Source organism: Streptomyces sp. NPDC054770 (genome assembly GCF_053611985.1).
Window position 1 is genome coordinate 52,254 of the sequence record NZ_JBSHBL010000042.1, and the last position, 19,006, is coordinate 71,259.

Genomic DNA, 19,006 nt, shown 5'->3' on the forward strand with positions numbered 1-19,006 from the left:
GCAGCAAGAGCCTTGGCGATACCGGCGCCGATGCCGCCGGACACATCGGTTGGTTCGCACATTCCGCCGGGCCGCGGCACCGATCCCGGCCAAGCGGCGGTGCACGTCTTGGGTTCTACTCGGGCGCGAGTACGTTCTTGAGAACCTTGTCGGAGAACTCAAGCATTTCCGGGGTGAAACGGTCCATGGTCCACAGCTCCGGCGAATGACCGGGCAGCGGTTCGTCGCCATACCTGAGGAAGAACTCCTCCTGACCCCCGGGGGTGGTGAAGAATGCCATCTTGACGTCCGTGGAGGTCAGGTTCTTGAAACGGTGCCGGATACCACGCGGCACGAAAACGAAGTCGCCGGTCGAAGCCGTGAAGGTCTTTTCGCCGCCAAGGAACTCCAGTTCACCGTCGAGCAGGAAGAAGGACTCGTCGTGCTCCGTGTGTATGTGCGCGACCGGCCCGTTTCCGGGCGGCACGGTCGCGACGACGAAACCGAGCGATCCGTTCGACTGCTCACCGGTGAGCTTGATGGTGTACTCGTCACCCGAAACCCACTTGACGGTACCTCCGGATGCGGGAACGTGAACCGCGCTCTTCTCGTGCTCATTTGAGTCTGTCGTCAACAAGAGAGACACCTTTCCTGACATCTTCAGACCGGCGGCCGGCTACCGTGCCGCCCGAACTCCATACCGGACCGTTCGGTCCATGGACCGAACGGTCTGCAACCTAGTAGCGCGCGTTGTGCGATGTCAACTGACACAAATGAAATGTTTTCGGAGATCTACAGAAAGACAGCGGCATCGGTCATCGGCGTGCCGGTCGCCACCCGGACCAGTCGAACGACTCCCGCCCGTCGGAACCTGAGGGCTACGTGCGAGCGGGTCCGAGGCCGATGCCTCGACGACAACCCTGAACCAGTCCTCGGGCAGCTGCTGCGGGTTCCTCTCGGAACTGCCAGAACGGGTTCCATCGGTGGGGGTTCCGGAGATCCTTCTACGGCCAGAGGCACAAGGACTGCTGGATGTGACGAAGACTGCTAGTTGACATCGGGCGACGTTCGCGACCTGCGCTGACGCCAACCAGCTTCAGCGGCCGGAAGCACAGAATCAGGGAGATGGCCGGCACTTTGGTACAGCGTAGGTCACGGTACCTGTGGCGACCGCGCCTCCGACATCGTTGTCGAAAGCGCGGCCTGCCCGAGGCGCGACCCTACGGGATGCAGCACGCCCCGAGGGGACAGCGGACGCCGGGGAGTGTGGTCGACCTACGGCGTGTAGTGGGCGTCACTGCCGTACAGCTCCCTGGTGAACGCGGAGACATCGGCGCTGCGATCGGCGCCGTCGAGGTTGTACGTCAGATAGACGCCGTACCCCCCACTGACCGTGCGGCGGGCGAGGTCGGCGGCCGTGCTCTGTGAGGTTCCGCCGATCTCGACGGCCGCCGGCGACAGCTTCGACTTGGGCAGCGCGATGCCGGGGACCTGCCAGGTGCCGTAGTACGGGTTCCAGGCGTAGTCGAACTTGGACGAGACGTCGACGCCACCGTAGGACAGGCGCGACGCGGCCGGGCCGATGTTGTAGAGGCTGATGATCTTGTCCGGCATGTTGGCACGCAGCGCCGACACCAGGTACACGAACGAGCTGGCGTTGGGCTGGCCGGTGCCGTTGTTGCCGTAATCGGCGTACTCGTCGTCGAAGTCGATACCGTCGAGGCCGTATTTGGCCACGGTGTCCGACAGCTGTTTCGCGAACGTCGAAGCCGCCTGCTGGGACGGGAAGTTGGCGAAGCCCGCGCCCTGGTGGTTGCCGAGCACCGAGAGGACGACCTTGATGCCCTTCTGCTGCAACGGCCGTATCTGCGTGGCGGCGTTGTCGAGGACGCGTTGCACGTTCTCGTTGAAGTACAGGGTCGCCGCCTTCGTGCCCGTGTCGTAGTTGATGTTCGCGGCGAAGATCACGGCGACGTCGAAGACGTTGCCGCCGCCGTTGGCGAGGGTGTACTTGCCGACGTTCAGCATGCTGTTGCTGTTCACCTCGACGTACGCCACCGAGGTTGGTCCCTGTTTCGCGGGAGCGGGGGCCGCTGCCGCGCCGGTCGTGGCGGTCGCGCCTAAGACGAGGGCCGTAATGGCCGAGAGCGCGAGCGCGGCCGTCCGTATTCTGCTCCGCACCGGAGTGAACATCGTTGATCGGTCTCCCATCGCATGGAGCGGCGCCCGACCTGTTCGCGGGCGCCGAGAAAGCCCCCCGGATCTCTCCGTTCCCGTGACCGACTCCCCAGAACCATGCGGGAACTCTTCCCGAGTCCCACGCACGCACGTCGCACCGTAACCCTGGGTCCCGGCAAGGGAGTTACTAGTGCCGCATCAGACAACGTTCGCCCGGTTGTCGGTTGACGGTGCCGGCCCGTGCTGAGCGTCGTGGTTACTCAGCGTCGAGCTGATGGTCGGCCCAGACGTAGCTTTCGGGCAGCAAGTCGGTGACAGGGACGGTTCGGACGCGGTCGCCTTCGCCAACGATGACCTTGAGGGCGGGAAAGTAGTCGAGAAGGACCTGACGGCAGCGACCGCACGGGGGAACGACCCCTCGGTCGCGGTCGCCCACGGCGACGATCGTGTCCAGCTCGTAGGCGCCCTGGGCGGCTGCCGCACCGATGAGGACCAGTTCCGCGCACGGTCCTCCCGTGAAGTGGTAGGCGTTCACCGCGGTGACGATCCGGCCGTCCCGGGCGCGGGCCGCGGCTGCCATGGTGTGGTTGTCACCCCGGCAGCGAGTGCGAGCCACATGCGCCGCGGCCTGGATGAGTTCGTGATCGACGTGGTGGGTCTCTGTGGTCATCTCTCTGCCTTCGCCAGGTGTCGGACGACGTTGGCCCGGGTGACGATCGTGCGCAAGCGAATACCGGCGGTGTGCTTGTTGCGCCTGATGACGTAGCGGCGGATCATGCTGCCCTGCTCATTGTGTCAGGAGCTGTTGGTCGGGGTGTAGGCGAACTCGACGTTGCTGGCTGCGGCCCGGTCGCCGACCCGGGCGTCCTTCTTCGTGGTCAGGTGCGGGGAGAAGTTGTCGAGCACGATCGCGATCCGCGTTTCCGACGGGTAGAGGCTGCGCAGGTAGCGGCAGAAATCCAGGGACTTCGTCCGGTTCCTCTTCGGCTTGATGTGGCCGTAGAGCTTGTCCCTGCCCAGGTCCAGGGCGGCGAACAGGTGCCGAACTCCGTGAGGTCGGGTGTAGGCCGCCCGCCGCCGGGGCCGGGGCTCCCGGTCGGGGGCCTGGTGCCGTCCTCCGCGCTCGGCCCACTGTCGCCCCGGTGGGGGCTGAAGGTTCAGCGGGCCGAATTCGTCCAGGCAGAACACGACGTCGGGCTCGTCCTCTTCGGGTATGGCCTCGCCGTCGGCGATCGCGTACAGGTGCTCGACGCGGGACTTCTTGGCGGCGTAGTCAGGGTCCCGGGAGGTCTTCCAGGTCTTTATGCGTTGAACTGAGACGCCCTCCTCGCGGAGCAGGACCCGCAGGCCCTCGTGGCTGATGTCGTCGACCACCCCCTCGGCGACCGGGAAGTCGGCCGGCTTGGCCGGGCTCCAGGTCGAGAACGGCAGACCGTGATCGGCCGGCTTGGACTCGGCGATCTTCGCCACGGACATGCCCTGGGCGGGCAGCAGGACCATCTGGGCCCGCCGCCAGGTCACCACGGACCCGGTGCCCCGGCGCACGATCCGCCGCAGGCGCTTGCCTTGGGCGCCATCGATCTCGTGGACGCGTACTCGTTCCGCCACCCGCAGATGATCGTGCTGACACGCCGTCATGCGGAAACCTCAGGTGGTGCGTAGTGATGCAAGTAGTTGCGCAACCGCGGTTCGAGTTCGGACAGGTCACCTCCGTTGACCGCATGCCAGAGACGGTTCTCGATCCAGAAGCGATGGGCGAACTCCTCAAACGACGGTGCACACCAGAGGATCGCGGCCGTCTGCTCCTTCGCGTCATCGAGGGTGCTTTCTGTCTCCTCCCCGTCACGCTGGGCCTCGAACTCGTACTCGTAGTCGAGGTGGGAGTGCACCACGAACGTCTCGCCCCAGGAGCGGAAGTAGAGGTACCAGATGACGCAGTCCTGCTGATCCCGAAGGAACCGCACGACGAAGGAACCAGGCTCGACGGGACTGGGTAGTGGTTGCGAGATGTCGGTCCAGCAGCCAGTCACCGAGACCTCGTCCAGCGAGCCGTACAGATTCGCGCTGGTCTGGAAAGTGACGAAGTCCTGCGGCAGAGACAGGCTCCTGGTTGCCAGATCCCCCGCCAAGTCGTTGAGCTTCGCGAACCGCTCAGGGTCGAGGCCTCGGGTGCCACCGAGCCACTGGAAAGCTCCTGTGAACTGGCTGGAGTCGAGCGGCGGCAGGCTCTCGTACGGGTAGCGCTCATAGGTGTAACGGCAGGCGCGGTACTCGCCGAGGTCGGTGGCGCACCACGCGGCGTCGAAGCCGGCCGAGGACAGTACGGACCCGGATCGTTCATCATGCATCGGAACCCCAGTTGACCACTGCGAGCGGAGTTATCGGCGCCAGCTTGGCAGCCGCCGGCGCGGGCGAACCAGGCATGCACGCCGCGGATCCGCAGCACTGGAGCAAACGGACAGCGGTTCCTCTCCAGCAAACCTCAGGTTCGCTCCTTGCGGATCGAACGTCTGACCGGCGTCAACCATCCCTCTTTTGTGCCAACCAGGAATCCTCGTCACACACAACCACGCGCGCCCTACAACCCCACGATCTTGTTCCACCGCTTGGCGAACTCCACCCGCTCCTTCGAGGTGATGTCGCGGGCGATGGCGAGGCGCTTGCGCATGGCCGGGTTCGGGAAGATCAGGGGGTTGTCGGCGAGGGCCGCGGTGTCCTTGTCCTTGGAGTCGGCGAGGACCTGCTGGGCGGCCGGGACGGGGCAGACGTAGTTGACCCAGGCGGCCAGCTCGGCGGCGACCTCCGGCTCGTAGTAGTAGTCGACGAGACGTTCCGCGTTGGCCTTGTGGATTGCGCGGTCCGGGATCATCAGGGAGTCCGACCAGAGCTCCGCGCCCTCCTCGGGGACGAGGAAACGGATGTCGGGGTTGTCGGCCTGGAGCTGGATGACGTCGCCTGAGTACGCCTGGCAGGCCAGGACGTCCCCGCTGACCAGGTCCTTGGTGTAGTCGTTGCCGGTGAAGCGGCGGATCTGGCCCCGGTCGACCTGCTTCTGCACCTCGTCGCAGACGTCGTAGAAGTCGTCGGCCGTCCACTTGGTGATGTCCACGCCGTTGCCCTGCATGAGCAGCGCGAACGCCTCGTCGAGGCCGGAGAGCAGGGTCACCCGGCCCTTGAGGTCGCTCGCCCACAGGTCCTTGACGTGCCGTATCTCGCGTCCGAGCTTCCGGCGGTTGTAGGCGATGCCGGTGATGCCCGACTGCCACGGCACCGTGTAGAGGCGGCCCGGGTCGAAGGCGGGCGAGCGCAGCAGCGGGTCCAGGTACTTCGCCACGTTCGGCTGGTGGGCGCGGTCCATCTTCTCGACCCAGCCCAGGCGGACGAACCGCGCGCACATCCAGTCGCTGATGACGATCAGGTCCCGGCCGGTGGACTGGTGGTTCATCAGCGCCGGGCTGATCTTGCCGAAGAACTCGTCGTTGTCGTTGATCTCCTCGATGTAGTCGACGGAGATCCCGGTGCGCTTCTCGAAGGCGTCGAGGGTGGGCCGCTTGTTCGGGTTGTCGTCGTCCACGTCGATGTACAGCGGCCAGTTCGCGAAGACCAGCCTGTGGTCCGTGGCGGACACGTCGGTCACGGCGCGGTCGCCGGCCTTGACGTAGGCGGCGGGCACCCCGCAGCCCGCCAGCGCGCCGAACGCGGCGGTGCCGCCGAGCGCGCGCAGCAGGGAGCGACGGGAGAGCGCAGGCGTCTGAGAAGAGGTCTGGGGCACACCTGAAGCATGTCGCGCCCGCCCGTCGCCGGGCAATCGACGCTGCGTCGAGCCGCCTGACACGGACCGGACACCTTGTCGATGACCTAGGTCAACACGGCGTTACACACCCGGTCACCGACACACGAAAGCGCTGCCCGGGGACTTCCCGACCCCGGGCAGCGCCAGATACCCAAGGGGCGCGGGGAACTGCGCGACCAGCCCCCACGCACCCGCAGCCGACATACGGCCTACGCGTCCGGATACGACCTACGCGTCCAGCGACGTCATCACGTGCTTGATCCGCGTGTAGTCGTCGAACCCGTACGCCGACAGGTCCTTGCCGTACCCCGACTTCTTGAAGCCGCCGTGCGGCATCTCCGCGACCAGCGGAATGTGCGTGTTGATCCACACGCAGCCGAAGTCCAGCCTCTTGGACATCCGCATCGCCCGCCCGTGGTCCTTGGTCCACACGGACGACGCGAGCGCGTACTCGACGCCGTTGGCCCACTGCACGGCCTGGTCCTCGTCCGTGAAGGACTGGACGGTGATGACCGGTCCGAAGACCTCGTTCTGGATGATCTCGTCGTCCTGCTTGAGTCCGGAGACGACGGTCGCCGCGTAGAAGTACCCCTTGTCACCGACCCGCTGCCCGCCGGCCTCGACCTTGGCGTGGGCCGGGAGCCGCTCGATGAAGCCGGAGACCTGCTTCAGCTGGTTCGGGTTGTTCAACGGCCCGTACAGCACGTCCTCGTCGTCCGGCTGGCCCGTCTTCGTCTCGGCCGCGGCCTTCGCGAGCGCCGCCACGAACTCGTCGTGGATGGACTCCTGGACGAGCACGCGGGTGGCGGCCGTACAGTCCTGGCCGGCGTTGAAGAAGCCCGCGACGGAGATGTCCTCGACGGCCTTGGCGATGTCCGTGTCCTCGAAGACGACGACCGGCGCCTTGCCGCCCAGCTCCAGGTGGACCCGCTTGAGGTCCTTGGACGCGGACTCGGCGACCGACATGCCGGCCCGCACGGAACCGGTGATGGAGGCCATCGCCGGGGTCGGGTGCTCGACCATCGCGCGGCCGGTGTCACGGTCGCCGGTGACGACGTTGAAGACGCCCTTGGGGAGGATGCCCCCGATGATCTCGGCGATCAGGACGGTCGACGCCGGGGTGGTGTCCGACGGCTTCAGGACCACCGTGTTGCCCGCGGCGATCGCCGGGGCGAACTTCCACACGGCCATCATCATCGGGTAGTTCCACGGCGCGACCTGCGCGCAGACGCCGACCGGCTCACGGCGGATGATCGAGGTCATCCCCTCCATGTACTCGCCGGCCGACCGGCCCTCCAGCATCCGGGCCGCACCGGCGAAGAACCGGATCTGGTCGACCATCGGCGGGATCTCCTCGGAGCGGGTGAGCCCGGTCGGCTTGCCGGTGTTCTCCACCTCCGCCGCGATGAGGTCCTCGGCCCGCTCCTCGAACGCGTCCGCGATCTTCAGCAGGGCCTTCTGCCGTTCGGCGGGCGTGGTGTCGCGCCAGGCCGGGAAGGCCGCGGCCGCGGCCGCCATCGCGGCATCGACGTCCGCCGCCCCGGACAGCGGCGCGGTCGCGTACGCCTCGCCGGTCGCGGGGTTGACCACCTCCGTGGTCCGTCCGTCGGCGGCGTCCCGGAACTCACCGTCGATGTAGTTACGCAGACGACGCAGCTCGGTGCTCACTGCCGGCCCTCCAAGTTCGGGTGTCCATTCACTGAGACACCCACAGTAATCCGAGTTCCCACGTTTTCAACACCCCCACGGCCGCCGCGTCTGCGAAATCCGCAATCTGCGACACCTCAAACAACGAATTTCATCGATACGGCCTTGCGGAACCGCCGAGACGTCGTGCACAGTGAGGTCGTGGCCAGTCGAAGCGCAGACCAGAGGGACTCGTCCCGCGAGTCCAGGAACGGCACCCCCCAGTTGGACGCCGTCTCCCTCGCCATCATCCAGCAGCTCCAGGAGGACGGCCGCCGTCCGTACGCCGCGATCGGCAAGGCCGTCGGCCTGTCGGAGGCGGCCGTGCGCCAGCGCGTCCAGAAGCTGCTGGACCAGGGCGTCATGCAGATCGTCGCCGTCACGGACCCGCTCACCGTGGGCTTCCGCCGGCAGGCGATGGTCGGCGTCAACGTCGAGGGTGATGTCGAGTCGATCGCGGAAGCGCTGACGGCCATGTCGGAAGTCGAGTACGTGGTGATGACCGCGGGCTCGTTCGACATCCTCGCGGAGATCGTCTGCGAGGACGACGACCACCTGCTGGACGTCATCAACAAACGCATCCGGGCGCTGCCCGGCGTGCGCTCCACCGAAAGCTTCGTCTATCTGAAGCTGAAGAAGCAGACCTACATGTGGGGAACCCGATAACCGTGACCCAGAAGGACCTCAGCCGCACCGCGTACGACCACCTGTGGATGCACTTCACCCGCATGTCCTCGTACGAGAACTCGCCCGTCCCGACCATCGTCCGGGGCGAGGGCACCTACATCTACGACGACAAGGGCAAGCGCTACCTCGACGGTCTCGCCGGTCTGTTCGTGGTCCAGGCCGGTCACGGCCGCACCGAACTGGCCGAGACCGCCTTCAAGCAGGCCCAGGAGCTGGCGTTCTTCCCGGTGTGGTCGTACGCCCACCCGAAGGCCGTCGAGCTCGCGGAGCGGCTGGCCGACCACGCCCCGGGCGACCTGAACAAGGTCTTCTTCACCACCGGCGGCGGCGAGGCCGTCGAGACCGCCTGGAAGCTGGCCAAGCAGTACTTCAAGCTGCAGGGCAAGCCGACCAAGTACAAGGTCATCTCCCGCGCGGTCGCCTACCACGGCACCCCGCAGGGCGCCCTGTCGATCACCGGCCTCCCGGCGCTCAAGGCCCCCTTCGAGCCCCTCGTCCCCGGTGCCCACAAGGTCCCGAACACGAACATCTACCGCGCCCCGATCCACGGCGACGACCCGGAGGCCTTCGGCCGCTGGGCCGCCGACCAGATCGAGCAGGAGATCCTCTTCGAGGGTCCGGACACGGTCGCCGCGGTCTTCCTGGAGCCGGTCCAGAACGCGGGCGGCTGCTTCCCGCCCCCGCCCGGCTACTTCCAGCGCGTGCGCGAGATCTGCGACCAGTACGACGTACTCCTGGTCTCCGACGAGGTCATCTGCGCCTTCGGCCGCCTCGGCACGATGTTCGCCTGTGACAAGTTCGGCTACGTCCCGGACATGATCACCTGCGCCAAGGGCATGACCTCGGGCTACTCCCCGATCGGCGCGTGCATCGTCTCCGACCGCGTCGCCGAGCCGTTCTACAAGGGCGACAACACCTTCCTGCACGGCTACACCTTCGGCGGCCACCCGGTCTCCGCGGCGGTCGGTCTCGCCAACCTCGACCTGTTCGAGCGCGAGAACCTCAACCAGCACGTGCTCGACAACGAGGGGGCCTTCCGCTCCACCCTGGAGAAGCTGCACGACCTGCCGATCGTCGGCGACGTCCGCGGCAACGGCTTCTTCTACGGCATCGAGCTCGTCAAGGACAAGGCCACCAAGGAGTCCTTCAACGACGAGGAGACCGAGCGCGTCCTGTACGGCTTCCTCTCCAAGGCCCTGTTCGAGAACGGCCTGTACTGCCGGGCCGACGACCGCGGCGACCCGGTCGTCCAGCTCGCCCCGCCGCTGATCTCCAACCAGGAGACCTTCGACGAGATCGAGCAGATCCTGCGTGCCACCCTCACGGAGGCGTGGACGAAGCTCTGACCAATGCTCTGATCATCAGATCAGCGGTCTGATCCGGCCCCGGCGCCGTCCGTTCGAGTGAGAACGGCGGCCCGGGGCCGTGTGCCGTCCGGGCTCCGCCCCCTGGCCTGCCTAGCGTGCACGTGACCGATCGGCCCAGCCTTCGTTCCCCCGGACGTGGGAAGGCACGGCAAAACGGATCAGAACCGAGGTGTACGCCCATGGAGGCCCCGCCGGACAACGACGTGCTGTGGGCACGCGCCCTGCACTTCCGCCACCAGGACGGCTCGCCCGGTATCGCCGGCATCTCGCTCGGCGTCCGGGACGGCGAGATCCTCGCCGTCAGCGGCCCGCGCGGCAGCGGCAAGACGACGCTGCTGAGATGCCTGAGCGGCCTGGTCCCGGCGCAGGGCGGCGAGGTCTGGTTCAACAGCAAGGCCGTGCACCGGATGGGCCCGTCCACCCGCGAGCGGCTGCGCCGCGACCGCTTCGGCTGGATCGACCCGGCCCCGACGCTCGTCCCCGAGCTGAACGTCTGGGAGAACACCGCCCTGCCCCTGATGCTGCGGGGCACCGGCAGGCGGCGGGCCAAGGTGGCCGCGCTGGAGTGGCTGGAGCGCCTCGACGTCGGCGACAAGGCCCGCAAGCACCCGGCCGAGCTCCAGCAGGCCGAACGCCAGCGTGTCTCCATCGCCCGTGCCCTCGCCCCGGCGCCCACGGTCCTCTTCGCGGACGAGCCGACGGCACCGCTGCACCGCGCCGACCGTGCCCACGTGCTGCGCACCCTCACCACGGCGGCCCGCTCGCACGGCATCACGGTCGTCCTCGCCACGCACGACGCGGAGACGGCGGCGCTCGCCGACCGCAAGGTCGCACTCCTCGACGGCCGCCAGGTGAAGACGGTCCACCTGCCGCCGGTCCCCGAAGCGGAAGGCCGGGCCGAGTGCTCGCTCTCCGTCTGACCCGCGCCGCCCGTCCGGCCGTCCACCTGCGCCGCCTCCTGGTGGCCGCCGCGGCGGCGGGCACGGGCTTCCTCCTCCTCTCCGCCCTCGGCTACGCGCTGACCCACCCGACCCACACCACGGCCGCGCTCCTGCGTCTGTCCTGGTGCGCGATCCCGCTCGCCGCCACGGTGTACCTCGCGGTCGCGGTGGCCCGCACCGACCCCGGCGCCAAGCCGCGCTCCGGCCTGTCGGCCTTCGGCCTGGGCCCGGCCCGCCTGATGGCGATCGCCGCCCTCAACACGGCCCTCGCCTGCACCCTGGGCTCCCTGCTGGCCCTCCTGGTCTTCCTGCACCTGCGCGGCGACCTCACGGGCATGCCCTTCGACGGCGCCGCGAAGGACTTCCTGGCAGCGAACAAGCCCCTGCCCCTCCCGGCGGCCCTGACCCTCCTGGCCGTCCTCCCGGTCCTGGCGTCCACGGCGGTCGCGGTGACCCTCCGCCCCCGCGACCTGCCCCACCCCGACACCCGCTCCCGCGTGTACGGCCGCTTCGGCGCCTACGGCAGAACAGCAAAACCCGAAACCTTCGGCGCCTACGGCCGCTTCGGCGCCCGCATCTTCCCCACCCCCAAAACCACCCCCCACCCACCCCATCACCCCGCAGACGGCCCCCAGCCATCACGCCATCCCGCGGGCAGTCGTACCGCTGGGGCGGCACTGGTGGGCGCGGCCGGCACCCTGCAAGCGCCGGTGAGCGACACCCCGCCCACCCCGGCCCCCACGGACGGCACGCAGGAAGCCCCGGACCACGTACCCGACCTCCCGGCCCGCGGCAACGCCACCGGCACCGTCCCCACCGGCCTCCCCTGGGGCATCGCCGTCCTCGCCGCAGGCCTCGCCGTGGAGTCGTACGCCGGCGTCACCGAAACCACCCCCCGCACCACCCTCCCCGGCGGCCTGGCCGCAGGCCCCGTCGGCGTCCTCGTCGGCTGGTCCCTCACCGCCCTCGGCCTGGTCCTCGCCGCCCCCGGCCTCACCCACCTCTGCGGCCGCCTCCTCCAGGCCGTCCGCCCCGGCGCCCACCGCCTCCTCGCGGGCCGTGTCCTGATGGCGGAGGCCACCCGCATCGGCCGCCCCCTCGGCGTCGTCTGCGCGGTGGCGTCGGCGGCCTTCGCGGCCACCACCCTCCCCGGCCACGACGGCGGCACCCCCGCCTTCGGCCCCCTCACCGCCCTCGGCGGCCTGCTGGTGGCCGGCTGCACGGTCGCCACCCTCCTCACCGCCGCCGTGGAGGCCCGCCAGTCCCGCGCCGACACCACCGCGGCCCTGCTCCGCCTGGGCGCCCCTACGGCCGTGCTGCGCAGCGCGGCGGCCCTGCGCGCCGGCGCCCTGCTGACCTTCTTCGGCCCTCTCACCCTGCTGATCGCCGAGCTCGCCGCACTCCCGCTCGCACGCTGAATGGCCGTACGAAAAAATCCGGACCCGGCCGATGACTTTCGCCGCACCCTCCGGTCTATCCCCGCGAAAGGCACGACACCCGAGGGAGAGACCGCATGTACCAGCAGATGATCTTCGTGAACCTGGCCACCGATGACGTCACCGCGTCCCGGAAGTTCTTCACGGAGCTCGGCTACTCGATCAACCCGCAGTTCAGCACCGACGACTGCTCCTGTGTCGTGATCAGCGACACGATCATCGCGATGCTGCTGAGCAAGCAGCGTTACGCCGACTTCACGAAGAAGGAGATCGCCGACTCGACGAAGACCAGCGAGGTGCTGATCTGTCTGAGCGCGGAGAGCCGCGAGAAGGTCGACGAGCTGGTGGAGAAGGCGGTCGCGGCCGGCGGCACGGCGAACGACGACGCCCAGGACCAGGGCTTCATGTACGGCCGCTCCTTCGACGACCTCGACGGCCACAGCTGGGAGGTCGTGTGGATGGACCCGGCGGCGGTGCAGGGCTGAGCCTGCGAAACCGAAATCCCCCGTGCCTGGCATGGGTCGTGCGGACGAGCCCGGCCCATGCCGCTCACGGCACCTTCACGACAGGTCGATGGGCGCCGGGTTCCACTTGTACCGCGCGTCGTCCTCGTCCTTGAGAAGAACTCCGGCCTGCGCCATCCGGTCGAGAATGTCCACCAACAAGTCACCCAGCGGATATCCGTCCATCCAGAACATCCGCTTCACCCGGCTGAATTTCTGGTCACGCGGAAAGACGCCCAGAAAGACACCGAGCCGAAACGCCGCAACGTCGTAGTCGAGCCAGTCGGCCAGCACATCCTTGAGCTCCATGATGTCTTCCGCCTTCGTAAGGGCCTCGTCTTCCACGGACTCGGCCTGGGTGTTGAGCCGACCCGAGCATGACAGGGACTCGTCCCCGGGAAACGGTGCGGCCGATGCCTAGCATGGGCGGGTGCATCCGACACCCGCCCAGCCGCACCCCGCCCAGCCCCGCCCCGCGCAGCCGCACCGGGCCGCCCGCGACCGTGAGATCGAGTCCCTCGCCGAGTTCGACGAGGTGGTCGCCGCGCACGGGACGCTCGCCCGGTACCGGCTCCAAGCCGTCGATCTGACGGACCGTACGGACGTCCTGCTGGCCACGGACACCACCGGCGCCGTCTTCCTCGGCTGCCCGATGTCCCCCGAGGCCGCCGCCCGGGTCGGCGCGTCCGGCGCCCTGGTGTTCCCGCCGGTCCCGGACCTCCCCTTCGACCCCTACCGCGCCTTCGCCTACACGCCCGACGAGCTGTTCGACTCGCTCGACGCGGGCTACCAGGCGACCCCGGACGCCCGTTCGTACGCCTGGTTCGAGCAGACCAAGGCGGACGGCGACATATTCGCCTCGATGCTGCGCTCGATCCACGACGACGCGGTCTCCGACGCCCTGGACGAACTCCTCGTCGGCGCCCGGGTGGTGGGAGTGATGGGCGGCCACGCGATGGCGCGCGGCACGGTGGAGTACGCCGGTGCCGCCCGGCTCGGCCGGGAGCTGGCACGGGCCGGCTTCACGGTGGCCACCGGCGGCGGCCCGGGCGCGATGGAGGCGGCGAACCTCGGCGCGTACGCGGCCCCCTTCGACGACGGGATGCTCGACGAGGCGCTGGCGCTCCTCGCCGAGGCGCCCTCGTTCCGGCCGTCGGTCACCGACTGGGCGCGCGCCGCCTTCGAGGTCCGCGAACACTGGCCGGAGGGCGGCCCGTCGGTCGGCATCCCCACCTGGTTCTACGGCCACGAGCCGCCGAACGCCTTCGCCGCGCACATCGCCAAGTACTTCGCCAACGCCACCCGCGAGGACGGCCTGCTGGCCCGCTCCAACGCCGGCGTGGTGTTCCTGCCGGGCGCCGCCGGGACCGTACAGGAGATCTTCGACAACGCGACGCCCAACTACTACGAGTCACGGGGCGAGCCGACCCCGATGGTGCTCGTGAACGAGGCGCACTGGAGCCGGGAACTGCCGGCCTGGCAGCTGCTGACCTCGCTCGCGGGAAAGCGGACGATGGCGTCCCGTATCGCCCTCGTTGACCGGATCGAGCAAGCTTCACAAGCGCTGAAACGTCTCGGCAGGTAAACAGCAGGCAAAGCCAACATCCGTGGACCGCATATGGATTGACACTGCTTACGACACACTTATAGACCTGAGGGACTCTTGGGGATTCTGATGCCTCACCTCACCGTCGCGTCAACTCCCCCTCAGCCCCCCGCTGTTATGCATTCAGTAAGGACAAACGTGTCCATATCCCGCCGCAGTGCACGTAGTTCCGTGCGCATCCTGGGTGTTGCCTCCGCGTCGGCCGCGCTGGTCCTGGGCTTCTCCAGCAGCGCCCTCGCGTGCAACATCTCCGAGTTCTCCGCCGAAGCCACCTGCGACGGCTCCAACGGTGTCATCACGGTCACCGACCAGGACGCCTCGGGTACTCCGGCCACCATCACCGTCTTCCTCGAGAGCAACGGTGGCGACGCCAAGCAGGTCGGCGAAGCGCAGACCATGAAGGGCTCCAAGGAAGGTACGAAGGTCACCTTCGCCGAGGACTGGGCGCCGAACGCGACGTACCGCGTCCACGTCAAGGTCGACAGTGGCAAGATCCAGATCGACAGGGACATCACTCCCAACCTGACGACCTCGTCGACGGCGTGCAAGTCCGACGAGAGCTCCAGCCCCTCCCCGTCGGAGTCGGCCTCCCCGTCGCCGTCGGAGTCCACCCCGGCCGAGTCGGACTCCCCGACCCCGTCGGCCACGGAGAGCAGCAGCACCGCCCCGGCGTCCACGTCGGACAACGCGCCGTCCCCGGCCGTCGGTGAGTCGAACCTCGCCGAGACCGGTGCCAACTCCAACACCGGCCTGATCGCCGGTGTCGCGGCCGCACTCGTGGCGGTCGGCGGTGGCGCCGTCTGGTTCGGCATGCGCCGCCGTGGGGCGCACAGCGGTAACTGACGCACCCCTCACCACTCGTACACCGTCGAGGCCCGTCCCCGTACCCCAGGGGGCGGGCCTCGGCCGTACCCGCGCAAGCGGTCAGTCCAGTACGACGGTCTCCGCCGCGTCGAACTCGACGCCCACCGCGTCCCCCGCCTCCGGTGCCTCCCGCAGCGCGCAGGCCGCCTCCAGGCGGGGGCCGTCCTGGGGCTGGAGGTGCACGGTGACATGGGTGCCCTGGAAGGTGCGGGCGGCCACCGTGCAGGGCAGCCCCGCGTCGGCGGCGACCAGCCGTACACCGGCCGGCCGTACCAGCAGCGTCCGTGCCCCCTGCCCGGAGCCCCCGGGCACCGGCACCTTCCCCCACGGCGTCACCGCGACCGCTCCCTCGACGGTCGCCCGGACCACGTTGCCGAAGCCCAGGAAGCGGGCCACGAACTCGTCCGCGGGCCGCTGCCAGACGTCGAGGGGCGTGCCGGTCTGGGCGATCCGCCCGTCCCGCATCACCACCACCCGGTCGGCCAGCGCGAACGCCTCGCCCTGGTCGTGCGTCACGGCGAGCACGGTGGTGCCCAACCGCCCGAACAGTTCCCGGAGTTCAACCACGAGCCGCTCCCGCAGCGAGCGGTCGAGCTGCCCGAGCGGTTCGTCGAGCATCAGCAGCCGGGGCCGGGGGGCCAGCGCCCGCGCGAGCGCCACCCGCTGCTGCTCGCCGCCGGAGAGCCCGGCCACCGCCCGCCGGGCCGCCCCCGGCAGCCCGACCAGCTCCAGCAACTCGCTTGTCTCAGTGCCCTGTTGCGCCTTGGAGGCAGCACGCATCCGCAGCCCGAAGGCCACGTTCCCGCCCACGTCCCGCTGCGGGAACAGCTGGTGGTCCTGGAACATCAGCCCGACCCCCCGCCGATGGGCCGGCACCCGCGCCTGGTCGTGTCCGTCGAGCAACACCCGCCCGGAATCCAGCGGTTGCAGCCCGGCCACCGCCCGCAACAGCGTCGACTTGCCGCTCCCGCTCGGCCCGAGCACGCACACCACCTCGTGCTCGGCGACACCGAGCCCGACGGCGTCCAGCACGGGCCGCCCGCCGAACCGCACGGTGGCCGCGTCGAGCGTCAGCAGCATCAGAACTCCCCCGTCCGGTCGGTCCGCAGCCGCTCGAGAACCAGCAGCGCCACCGCACACACGACCATCAGAATCGTGGAAAGGGCCATCGCCTGGCCGTAGTTGAGATCACCGGGGCGGGACAGCAGCCGGGCCACGGCGACCGGCAGGGTCGGGTTGTCGGGCCGTGCGATGAACACCGTCGCCCCGAACTCCCCCAGCGACACCGCGAACGCGAACCCCGCCGCGATCAGCAGCGCCCGCCGCACCAACGGCAGATCGACCTCCCGCCACACCCGCCACGGCGCGGCCCCGAGCACGGCCGCCGCCTCCCGCAGCCGCTCGTCCACGGCCCGCAGCACGGGCAGCATGGTCCGTACGACGAAGGGGACGCCGACCAGCGCCTGGGCGAGCGGCACCAGGATCCAGGACTGGCGCAGATCCAGCGGCGGCTTGTCGAGCGCGATCAGGAAGCCGAAGCCGACGGTCACCGCGGACACTCCGAGCGGCAGCATCAGCAGCGCGTCGAACCCCCGTACCAGCCGCCCCGCGTCCCGCCGGGCCAGCGCGGCAGCCGCGAGTCCGCCGATCGCCACCGCGACGGCGGTGGCCGCGACCGCGTACTCCAGGGAATTGACCACCGACTCGATCGGCGCGACCAGGAAGGTCCCGCCGTCGGCGTCGCCGAGCGCCCGGTAGTACCCGAACCCCCCGTCCAGGGAACGCCGTACCAGTACGGCCAGCGGCAGGACCAGGAGCACGGCGATGGTGGCGAGGACCCCGCCGAGCAGTGCCCACTGCCCGGACCCGCGCGGCCGGCGTGCCGTCACCGACGGATCCACCAGGCGCAGCGCACTCTCCCGGCGCCGTACCGTCCACGCGTGCACGGCGAGGATCGCGCCGACCGCGGCGAACTGGACGATCGTGAGGACGGCGGCCGTGGAGAGGTCGAAGATCTCGGAGGTCTGCCGGTAGATCTCCACTTCGAGGGTGGAGAACGTCGGCCCGCCGAGGATCTGCACCACGCCGAAGGAGGTGAAGGTGAACAGGAACACCATCAGCGCGGCGGCGGCCACGGCGGGCGCGAGCGCGGGCAGCGTGACCTTGCGCCAGGCACTCAGCGGGGAGGCGCCGAGCATCCGGGCGGCCTCCTCCTGCCGCGGGTCCAGCTGGGCCCACAGTCCGCCCACGGTCCGTACGACGACCGCGTAGTTGAAGAAGACGTGCGCCAGCAGGATGGCCCAGACGGTGGTGTCCAGCCGTACGCCCCACAGCTCGTCCAGCAGCCCGCCCCGCCCGACGAGCGCGAGGAAGGCGGTCCCCACCACCACCGTCGGCAGCACGAAGGGGACCGTCACCACGGCCCGCAGCACCTGCTTGCCCGGGAAGTCGAGGCGGGCGAAGACATAGGCGGCGGGCAGCGCGGCCAGCAGGGTGAGCGCGGTGGAGGCGAGCGCCTGCCAGGTGGTGAACCACAGCACGTGCCGGATGTCGGACTGGGCCACCACATCGGCGATCCGCCCGAACCGCCAGACCCCGTCGACCTTCAGCCCGCGGGTGACGATCGCGGCGACCGGCCAGGCGAAGAAGACGGCGAAGAACGCGACGGGCAGGGCCATCAGCCCGAGCCGCGCCGCGCTCCCGCGCCGGCGGCCGGCGGTTACTTCAGTACGAGTGACGTCCACGTCTTGACCCACTGGTCACGGTTGGCGGCGATCTTGTCGGGCGCCATGGTCTCGGGGTCCTGGGCGGCGGGCCCGTACTTCGTGAACTCGGCCGGCACGCTCGCCCCCTTGACCACCGGGTACACGAACATGTTCAGCGGCATGTCCTCCTGGAACTCCTTGGAGACCAGGAAGTCGATGAACGCCTTGCCGCCCTTGGTGTTCTTCGCGTTGCTGAGCAGTCCGGCGAACTCGATCTGCCGGAAGCAGGTGCCGGTCGCGACGCCGGTGGGCGCGGTGCTGGGCTTCGGGTCGGCGTAGATGACCTCGGCGGGCGGGGAGGAGGCGTACGACACGACGAGCGGCCGGTCGCCGCCCGCCTTCCTGCCGCCGGCCGAACCGGAGAACTCCTCGTCGTAGGCCTGCTCCCAGCCGTCGACGACCTTGACGCCGTTGGCCTTGAGCTTCTTCCAGTAGCCCTGCCAGCCGCCGTCCCCGTACTCGGCGGCGGACCCGAGCAGGAACCCGAGCCCCGGCGAGGACGTGGACGCGTTCTCGGTGACGAGGAGGTTCTTGTACTGGGGCTTGACGAGGTCGGCGTACGACGCCGGCGGGGTCAGCTTGTGCTTGCTGAAGTACGCCTTGTCGTAGTTGACGCAGATGTCGCCGTAGTCGATGGGCGTGACGCGGTGCTTGGCCGCGTCGAGTTGGTACTCCGTGCCGACCGTGCCGAGCCCCTTCGCCTCGTACGGCTGGAAGAGACCGTTGTCGAGGGCCCTGGACAGCAGGGTGTTGTCGACGCCGAAGAAGACGTCGCCCTGCGGGTTGTCCTTGGTCAGGATCGCCTTGTTGACGGCCTGCCCGGCGTCGCCGTCCTTGAGGACGTTCACCTTGTAGCCGGACTGCTTCTCGAAGTCCTGGAGCACGTTCTTGGAGACGGCCCATGAGTCGTGGCTGACGAGGGTGACGGTCTTGGAGCCGGCCCCGCTGTCCGAGGACGAGGACGAGCACGCGGACAGCGTCACGAGCCCGAGGCCGACTGCCGCGGCCACGAAGGTCCTGGTGTGCACTGGTGATTTCCTCCTGGGGTGGACCAGGAAGAGACGCGGCCCCGCCCGCGATGTGCGGGCAGGGCGCAACAGCTTGAGTAACGACCGAACTTCCTACCCAGAATGACCTGGGCGAGGTTCAGAGGGTCTGCGGCCCGGTTGCCGCACTCTCAGCGCTGTGGCGCTCCCCTGTC

At 69.1% G+C, this 19,006-nt stretch carries 17 protein-coding genes and 1 pseudogene; 7 read left to right on the forward strand and 11 right to left on the reverse strand.

Going from position 1 to position 19,006, the window contains the following annotated elements; all coding sequences use genetic code 11:
• Positions 1 to 115: 115 nt before the first annotated feature.
• The 7 genes and pseudogenes from ACWGKQ_RS31080 to ACWGKQ_RS31110 form a co-directional block, all read right to left on the reverse strand.
• A complete protein-coding gene (locus ACWGKQ_RS31080) occupies positions 116 to 616 on the reverse strand; it encodes a cupin domain-containing protein (RefSeq protein ID WP_453295326.1) in 501 nt (166 codons plus the stop codon).
• Between the two features lie 638 nt (positions 617 to 1,254).
• Entirely contained in the window at positions 1,255 to 2,172 is a 918-nt protein-coding gene (locus tag ACWGKQ_RS31085; RefSeq protein ID WP_453295327.1) for an endo-beta-N-acetylglucosaminidase H, read from the reverse strand.
• Between the two features lie 241 nt (positions 2,173 to 2,413).
• The gene (locus tag ACWGKQ_RS31090) at positions 2,414 to 2,827 is read right to left on the reverse strand and encodes a cytidine deaminase family protein (protein ID WP_453295328.1); all 414 of its coding nucleotides are present in this window, start codon (positions 2,825 to 2,827) and stop codon (positions 2,414 to 2,416) included.
• A 128-nt stretch (positions 2,828 to 2,955) separates the two neighbouring features.
• Positions 2,956 to 3,765 (reverse strand): annotated as a pseudogene (locus ACWGKQ_RS31095) (IS630 family transposase); the annotation flags it as partial.
• 26 nt (positions 3,766 to 3,791) lie between these two features.
• A complete protein-coding gene (locus ACWGKQ_RS31100) occupies positions 3,792 to 4,505 on the reverse strand; it encodes a hypothetical protein (protein WP_453295329.1) in 714 nt (237 codons plus the stop codon).
• A 230-nt stretch (positions 4,506 to 4,735) separates the two neighbouring features.
• Positions 4,736 to 5,929 (reverse strand): extracellular solute-binding protein, encoded by a 1,194-nt coding sequence (locus ACWGKQ_RS31105; RefSeq protein WP_453295330.1) that lies wholly within the window; start codon positions 5,927 to 5,929, stop codon positions 4,736 to 4,738.
• 249 nt (positions 5,930 to 6,178) lie between these two features.
• Positions 6,179 to 7,618, reverse strand: coding sequence for a gamma-aminobutyraldehyde dehydrogenase (locus ACWGKQ_RS31110; RefSeq protein ID WP_453295331.1), 1,440 nt, complete (start codon positions 7,616 to 7,618; stop codon positions 6,179 to 6,181).
• Positions 7,619 to 7,783: 165 nt separating this feature from the next.
• Here ACWGKQ_RS31110 and ACWGKQ_RS31115 point away from each other — a divergent pair, with 165 nt between their 5' ends.
• From ACWGKQ_RS31115 to ACWGKQ_RS31135, 5 genes are all read left to right on the forward strand, one after another.
• Positions 7,784 to 8,302 carry an Lrp/AsnC family transcriptional regulator gene (locus ACWGKQ_RS31115; protein WP_351323573.1) on the forward strand — a complete coding sequence of 173 codons (519 nt, stop codon included), beginning with the start codon at positions 7,784 to 7,786 and terminating at the stop codon, positions 8,300 to 8,302.
• Positions 8,303 to 8,304: 2 nt separating this feature from the next.
• Positions 8,305 to 9,669, forward strand: coding sequence for an aspartate aminotransferase family protein (locus ACWGKQ_RS31120; protein ID WP_453295332.1), 1,365 nt, complete (start codon positions 8,305 to 8,307; stop codon positions 9,667 to 9,669).
• Between the two features lie 200 nt (positions 9,670 to 9,869).
• Entirely contained in the window at positions 9,870 to 10,610 is a 741-nt protein-coding gene (locus tag ACWGKQ_RS31125; RefSeq protein WP_453295333.1) for an ABC transporter ATP-binding protein, read from the forward strand.
• Positions 10,592 to 12,049, forward strand: a complete 1,458-nt coding sequence (locus tag ACWGKQ_RS31130) for a hypothetical protein (RefSeq protein WP_453295334.1) — start codon at positions 10,592 to 10,594, stop codon at positions 12,047 to 12,049. Before ACWGKQ_RS31125 ends, ACWGKQ_RS31130 begins: the two co-directional genes overlap by 19 nt.
• 95 nt (positions 12,050 to 12,144) lie before the next feature.
• Positions 12,145 to 12,552, forward strand: coding sequence for a VOC family protein (locus tag ACWGKQ_RS31135; RefSeq protein ID WP_453295335.1), 408 nt, complete (start codon positions 12,145 to 12,147; stop codon positions 12,550 to 12,552).
• Positions 12,553 to 12,627: 75 nt separating this feature from the next.
• On the opposite strand, the gene ACWGKQ_RS31140 is transcribed toward ACWGKQ_RS31135, so the two are convergent.
• Positions 12,628 to 12,915, reverse strand: a complete 288-nt coding sequence (locus tag ACWGKQ_RS31140; protein WP_453295336.1) for a hypothetical protein — start codon at positions 12,913 to 12,915, stop codon at positions 12,628 to 12,630.
• 85 nt (positions 12,916 to 13,000) lie between these two features.
• Between ACWGKQ_RS31140 and ACWGKQ_RS31145 the strand changes: the two genes are divergently transcribed.
• Both ACWGKQ_RS31145 and ACWGKQ_RS31150 read left to right on the forward strand, forming a co-directional pair.
• Complete coding sequence (locus ACWGKQ_RS31145) at positions 13,001 to 14,155, forward strand: LOG family protein (protein ID WP_453295337.1); 1,155 nt, start codon at positions 13,001 to 13,003, stop codon at positions 14,153 to 14,155.
• Between the two features lie 138 nt (positions 14,156 to 14,293).
• On the forward strand, positions 14,294 to 15,019 hold the full coding sequence (locus ACWGKQ_RS31150) for an LAETG motif-containing sortase-dependent surface protein (protein ID WP_453295338.1): 726 nt from the start codon (positions 14,294 to 14,296) through the stop codon (positions 15,017 to 15,019).
• An 81-nt stretch (positions 15,020 to 15,100) separates the two neighbouring features.
• Here ACWGKQ_RS31150 and ACWGKQ_RS31155 read toward each other — a convergent pair whose 3' ends face one another.
• The 3 genes from ACWGKQ_RS31155 to ACWGKQ_RS31165 are packed head-to-tail and all read right to left on the reverse strand — an operon-like array spanning position 15,101 to position 18,833.
• Positions 15,101 to 16,120 carry an ABC transporter ATP-binding protein gene (locus ACWGKQ_RS31155; RefSeq protein ID WP_453295339.1) on the reverse strand — a complete coding sequence of 340 codons (1,020 nt, stop codon included), beginning with the start codon at positions 16,118 to 16,120 and terminating at the stop codon, positions 15,101 to 15,103.
• Positions 16,120 to 17,718 (reverse strand): ABC transporter permease, encoded by a 1,599-nt coding sequence (locus ACWGKQ_RS31160; protein WP_453295340.1) that lies wholly within the window; start codon positions 17,716 to 17,718, stop codon positions 16,120 to 16,122. The genes ACWGKQ_RS31155 and ACWGKQ_RS31160 overlap by 1 nt, the downstream gene beginning before the upstream one ends.
• A 41-nt stretch (positions 17,719 to 17,759) precedes the next feature.
• Positions 17,760 to 18,833, reverse strand: a complete 1,074-nt coding sequence (locus ACWGKQ_RS31165; RefSeq protein ID WP_453295341.1) for a thiamine ABC transporter substrate-binding protein — start codon at positions 18,831 to 18,833, stop codon at positions 17,760 to 17,762.
• Positions 18,834 to 19,006 lie beyond the last annotated feature (173 nt).

Bases quoted from the DNA above. Each gene is read 5' to 3' on its own strand.
- ACWGKQ_RS31100 (WP_453295329.1), bottom strand. From the start codon at position 4,505: ATGCATGATGAACGATCCGGGTCCGTACTGTCCTCGGCCGGCTTCGAC.
- ACWGKQ_RS31085 (WP_453295327.1), bottom strand. From the start codon at position 2,172: ATGTTCACTCCGGTGCGGAGCAGAATACGGACGGCCGCGCTCGCGCTC.
- ACWGKQ_RS31090 (WP_453295328.1), bottom strand. From the start codon at position 2,827: ATGACCACAGAGACCCACCACGTCGATCACGAACTCATCCAGGCCGCG.
- ACWGKQ_RS31155 (WP_453295339.1), bottom strand. From the start codon at position 16,120: ATGCTGCTGACGCTCGACGCGGCCACCGTGCGGTTCGGCGGGCGGCCC.
- ACWGKQ_RS31150 (WP_453295338.1), top strand. From the start codon at position 14,294: ATGCATTCAGTAAGGACAAACGTGTCCATATCCCGCCGCAGTGCACGT.
- ACWGKQ_RS31135 (WP_453295335.1), top strand. From the start codon at position 12,145: ATGTACCAGCAGATGATCTTCGTGAACCTGGCCACCGATGACGTCACC.
- ACWGKQ_RS31160 (WP_453295340.1), bottom strand. From the start codon at position 17,718: ATGGCCCTGCCCGTCGCGTTCTTCGCCGTCTTCTTCGCCTGGCCGGTC.
- ACWGKQ_RS31125 (WP_453295333.1), top strand. From the start codon at position 9,870: ATGGAGGCCCCGCCGGACAACGACGTGCTGTGGGCACGCGCCCTGCAC.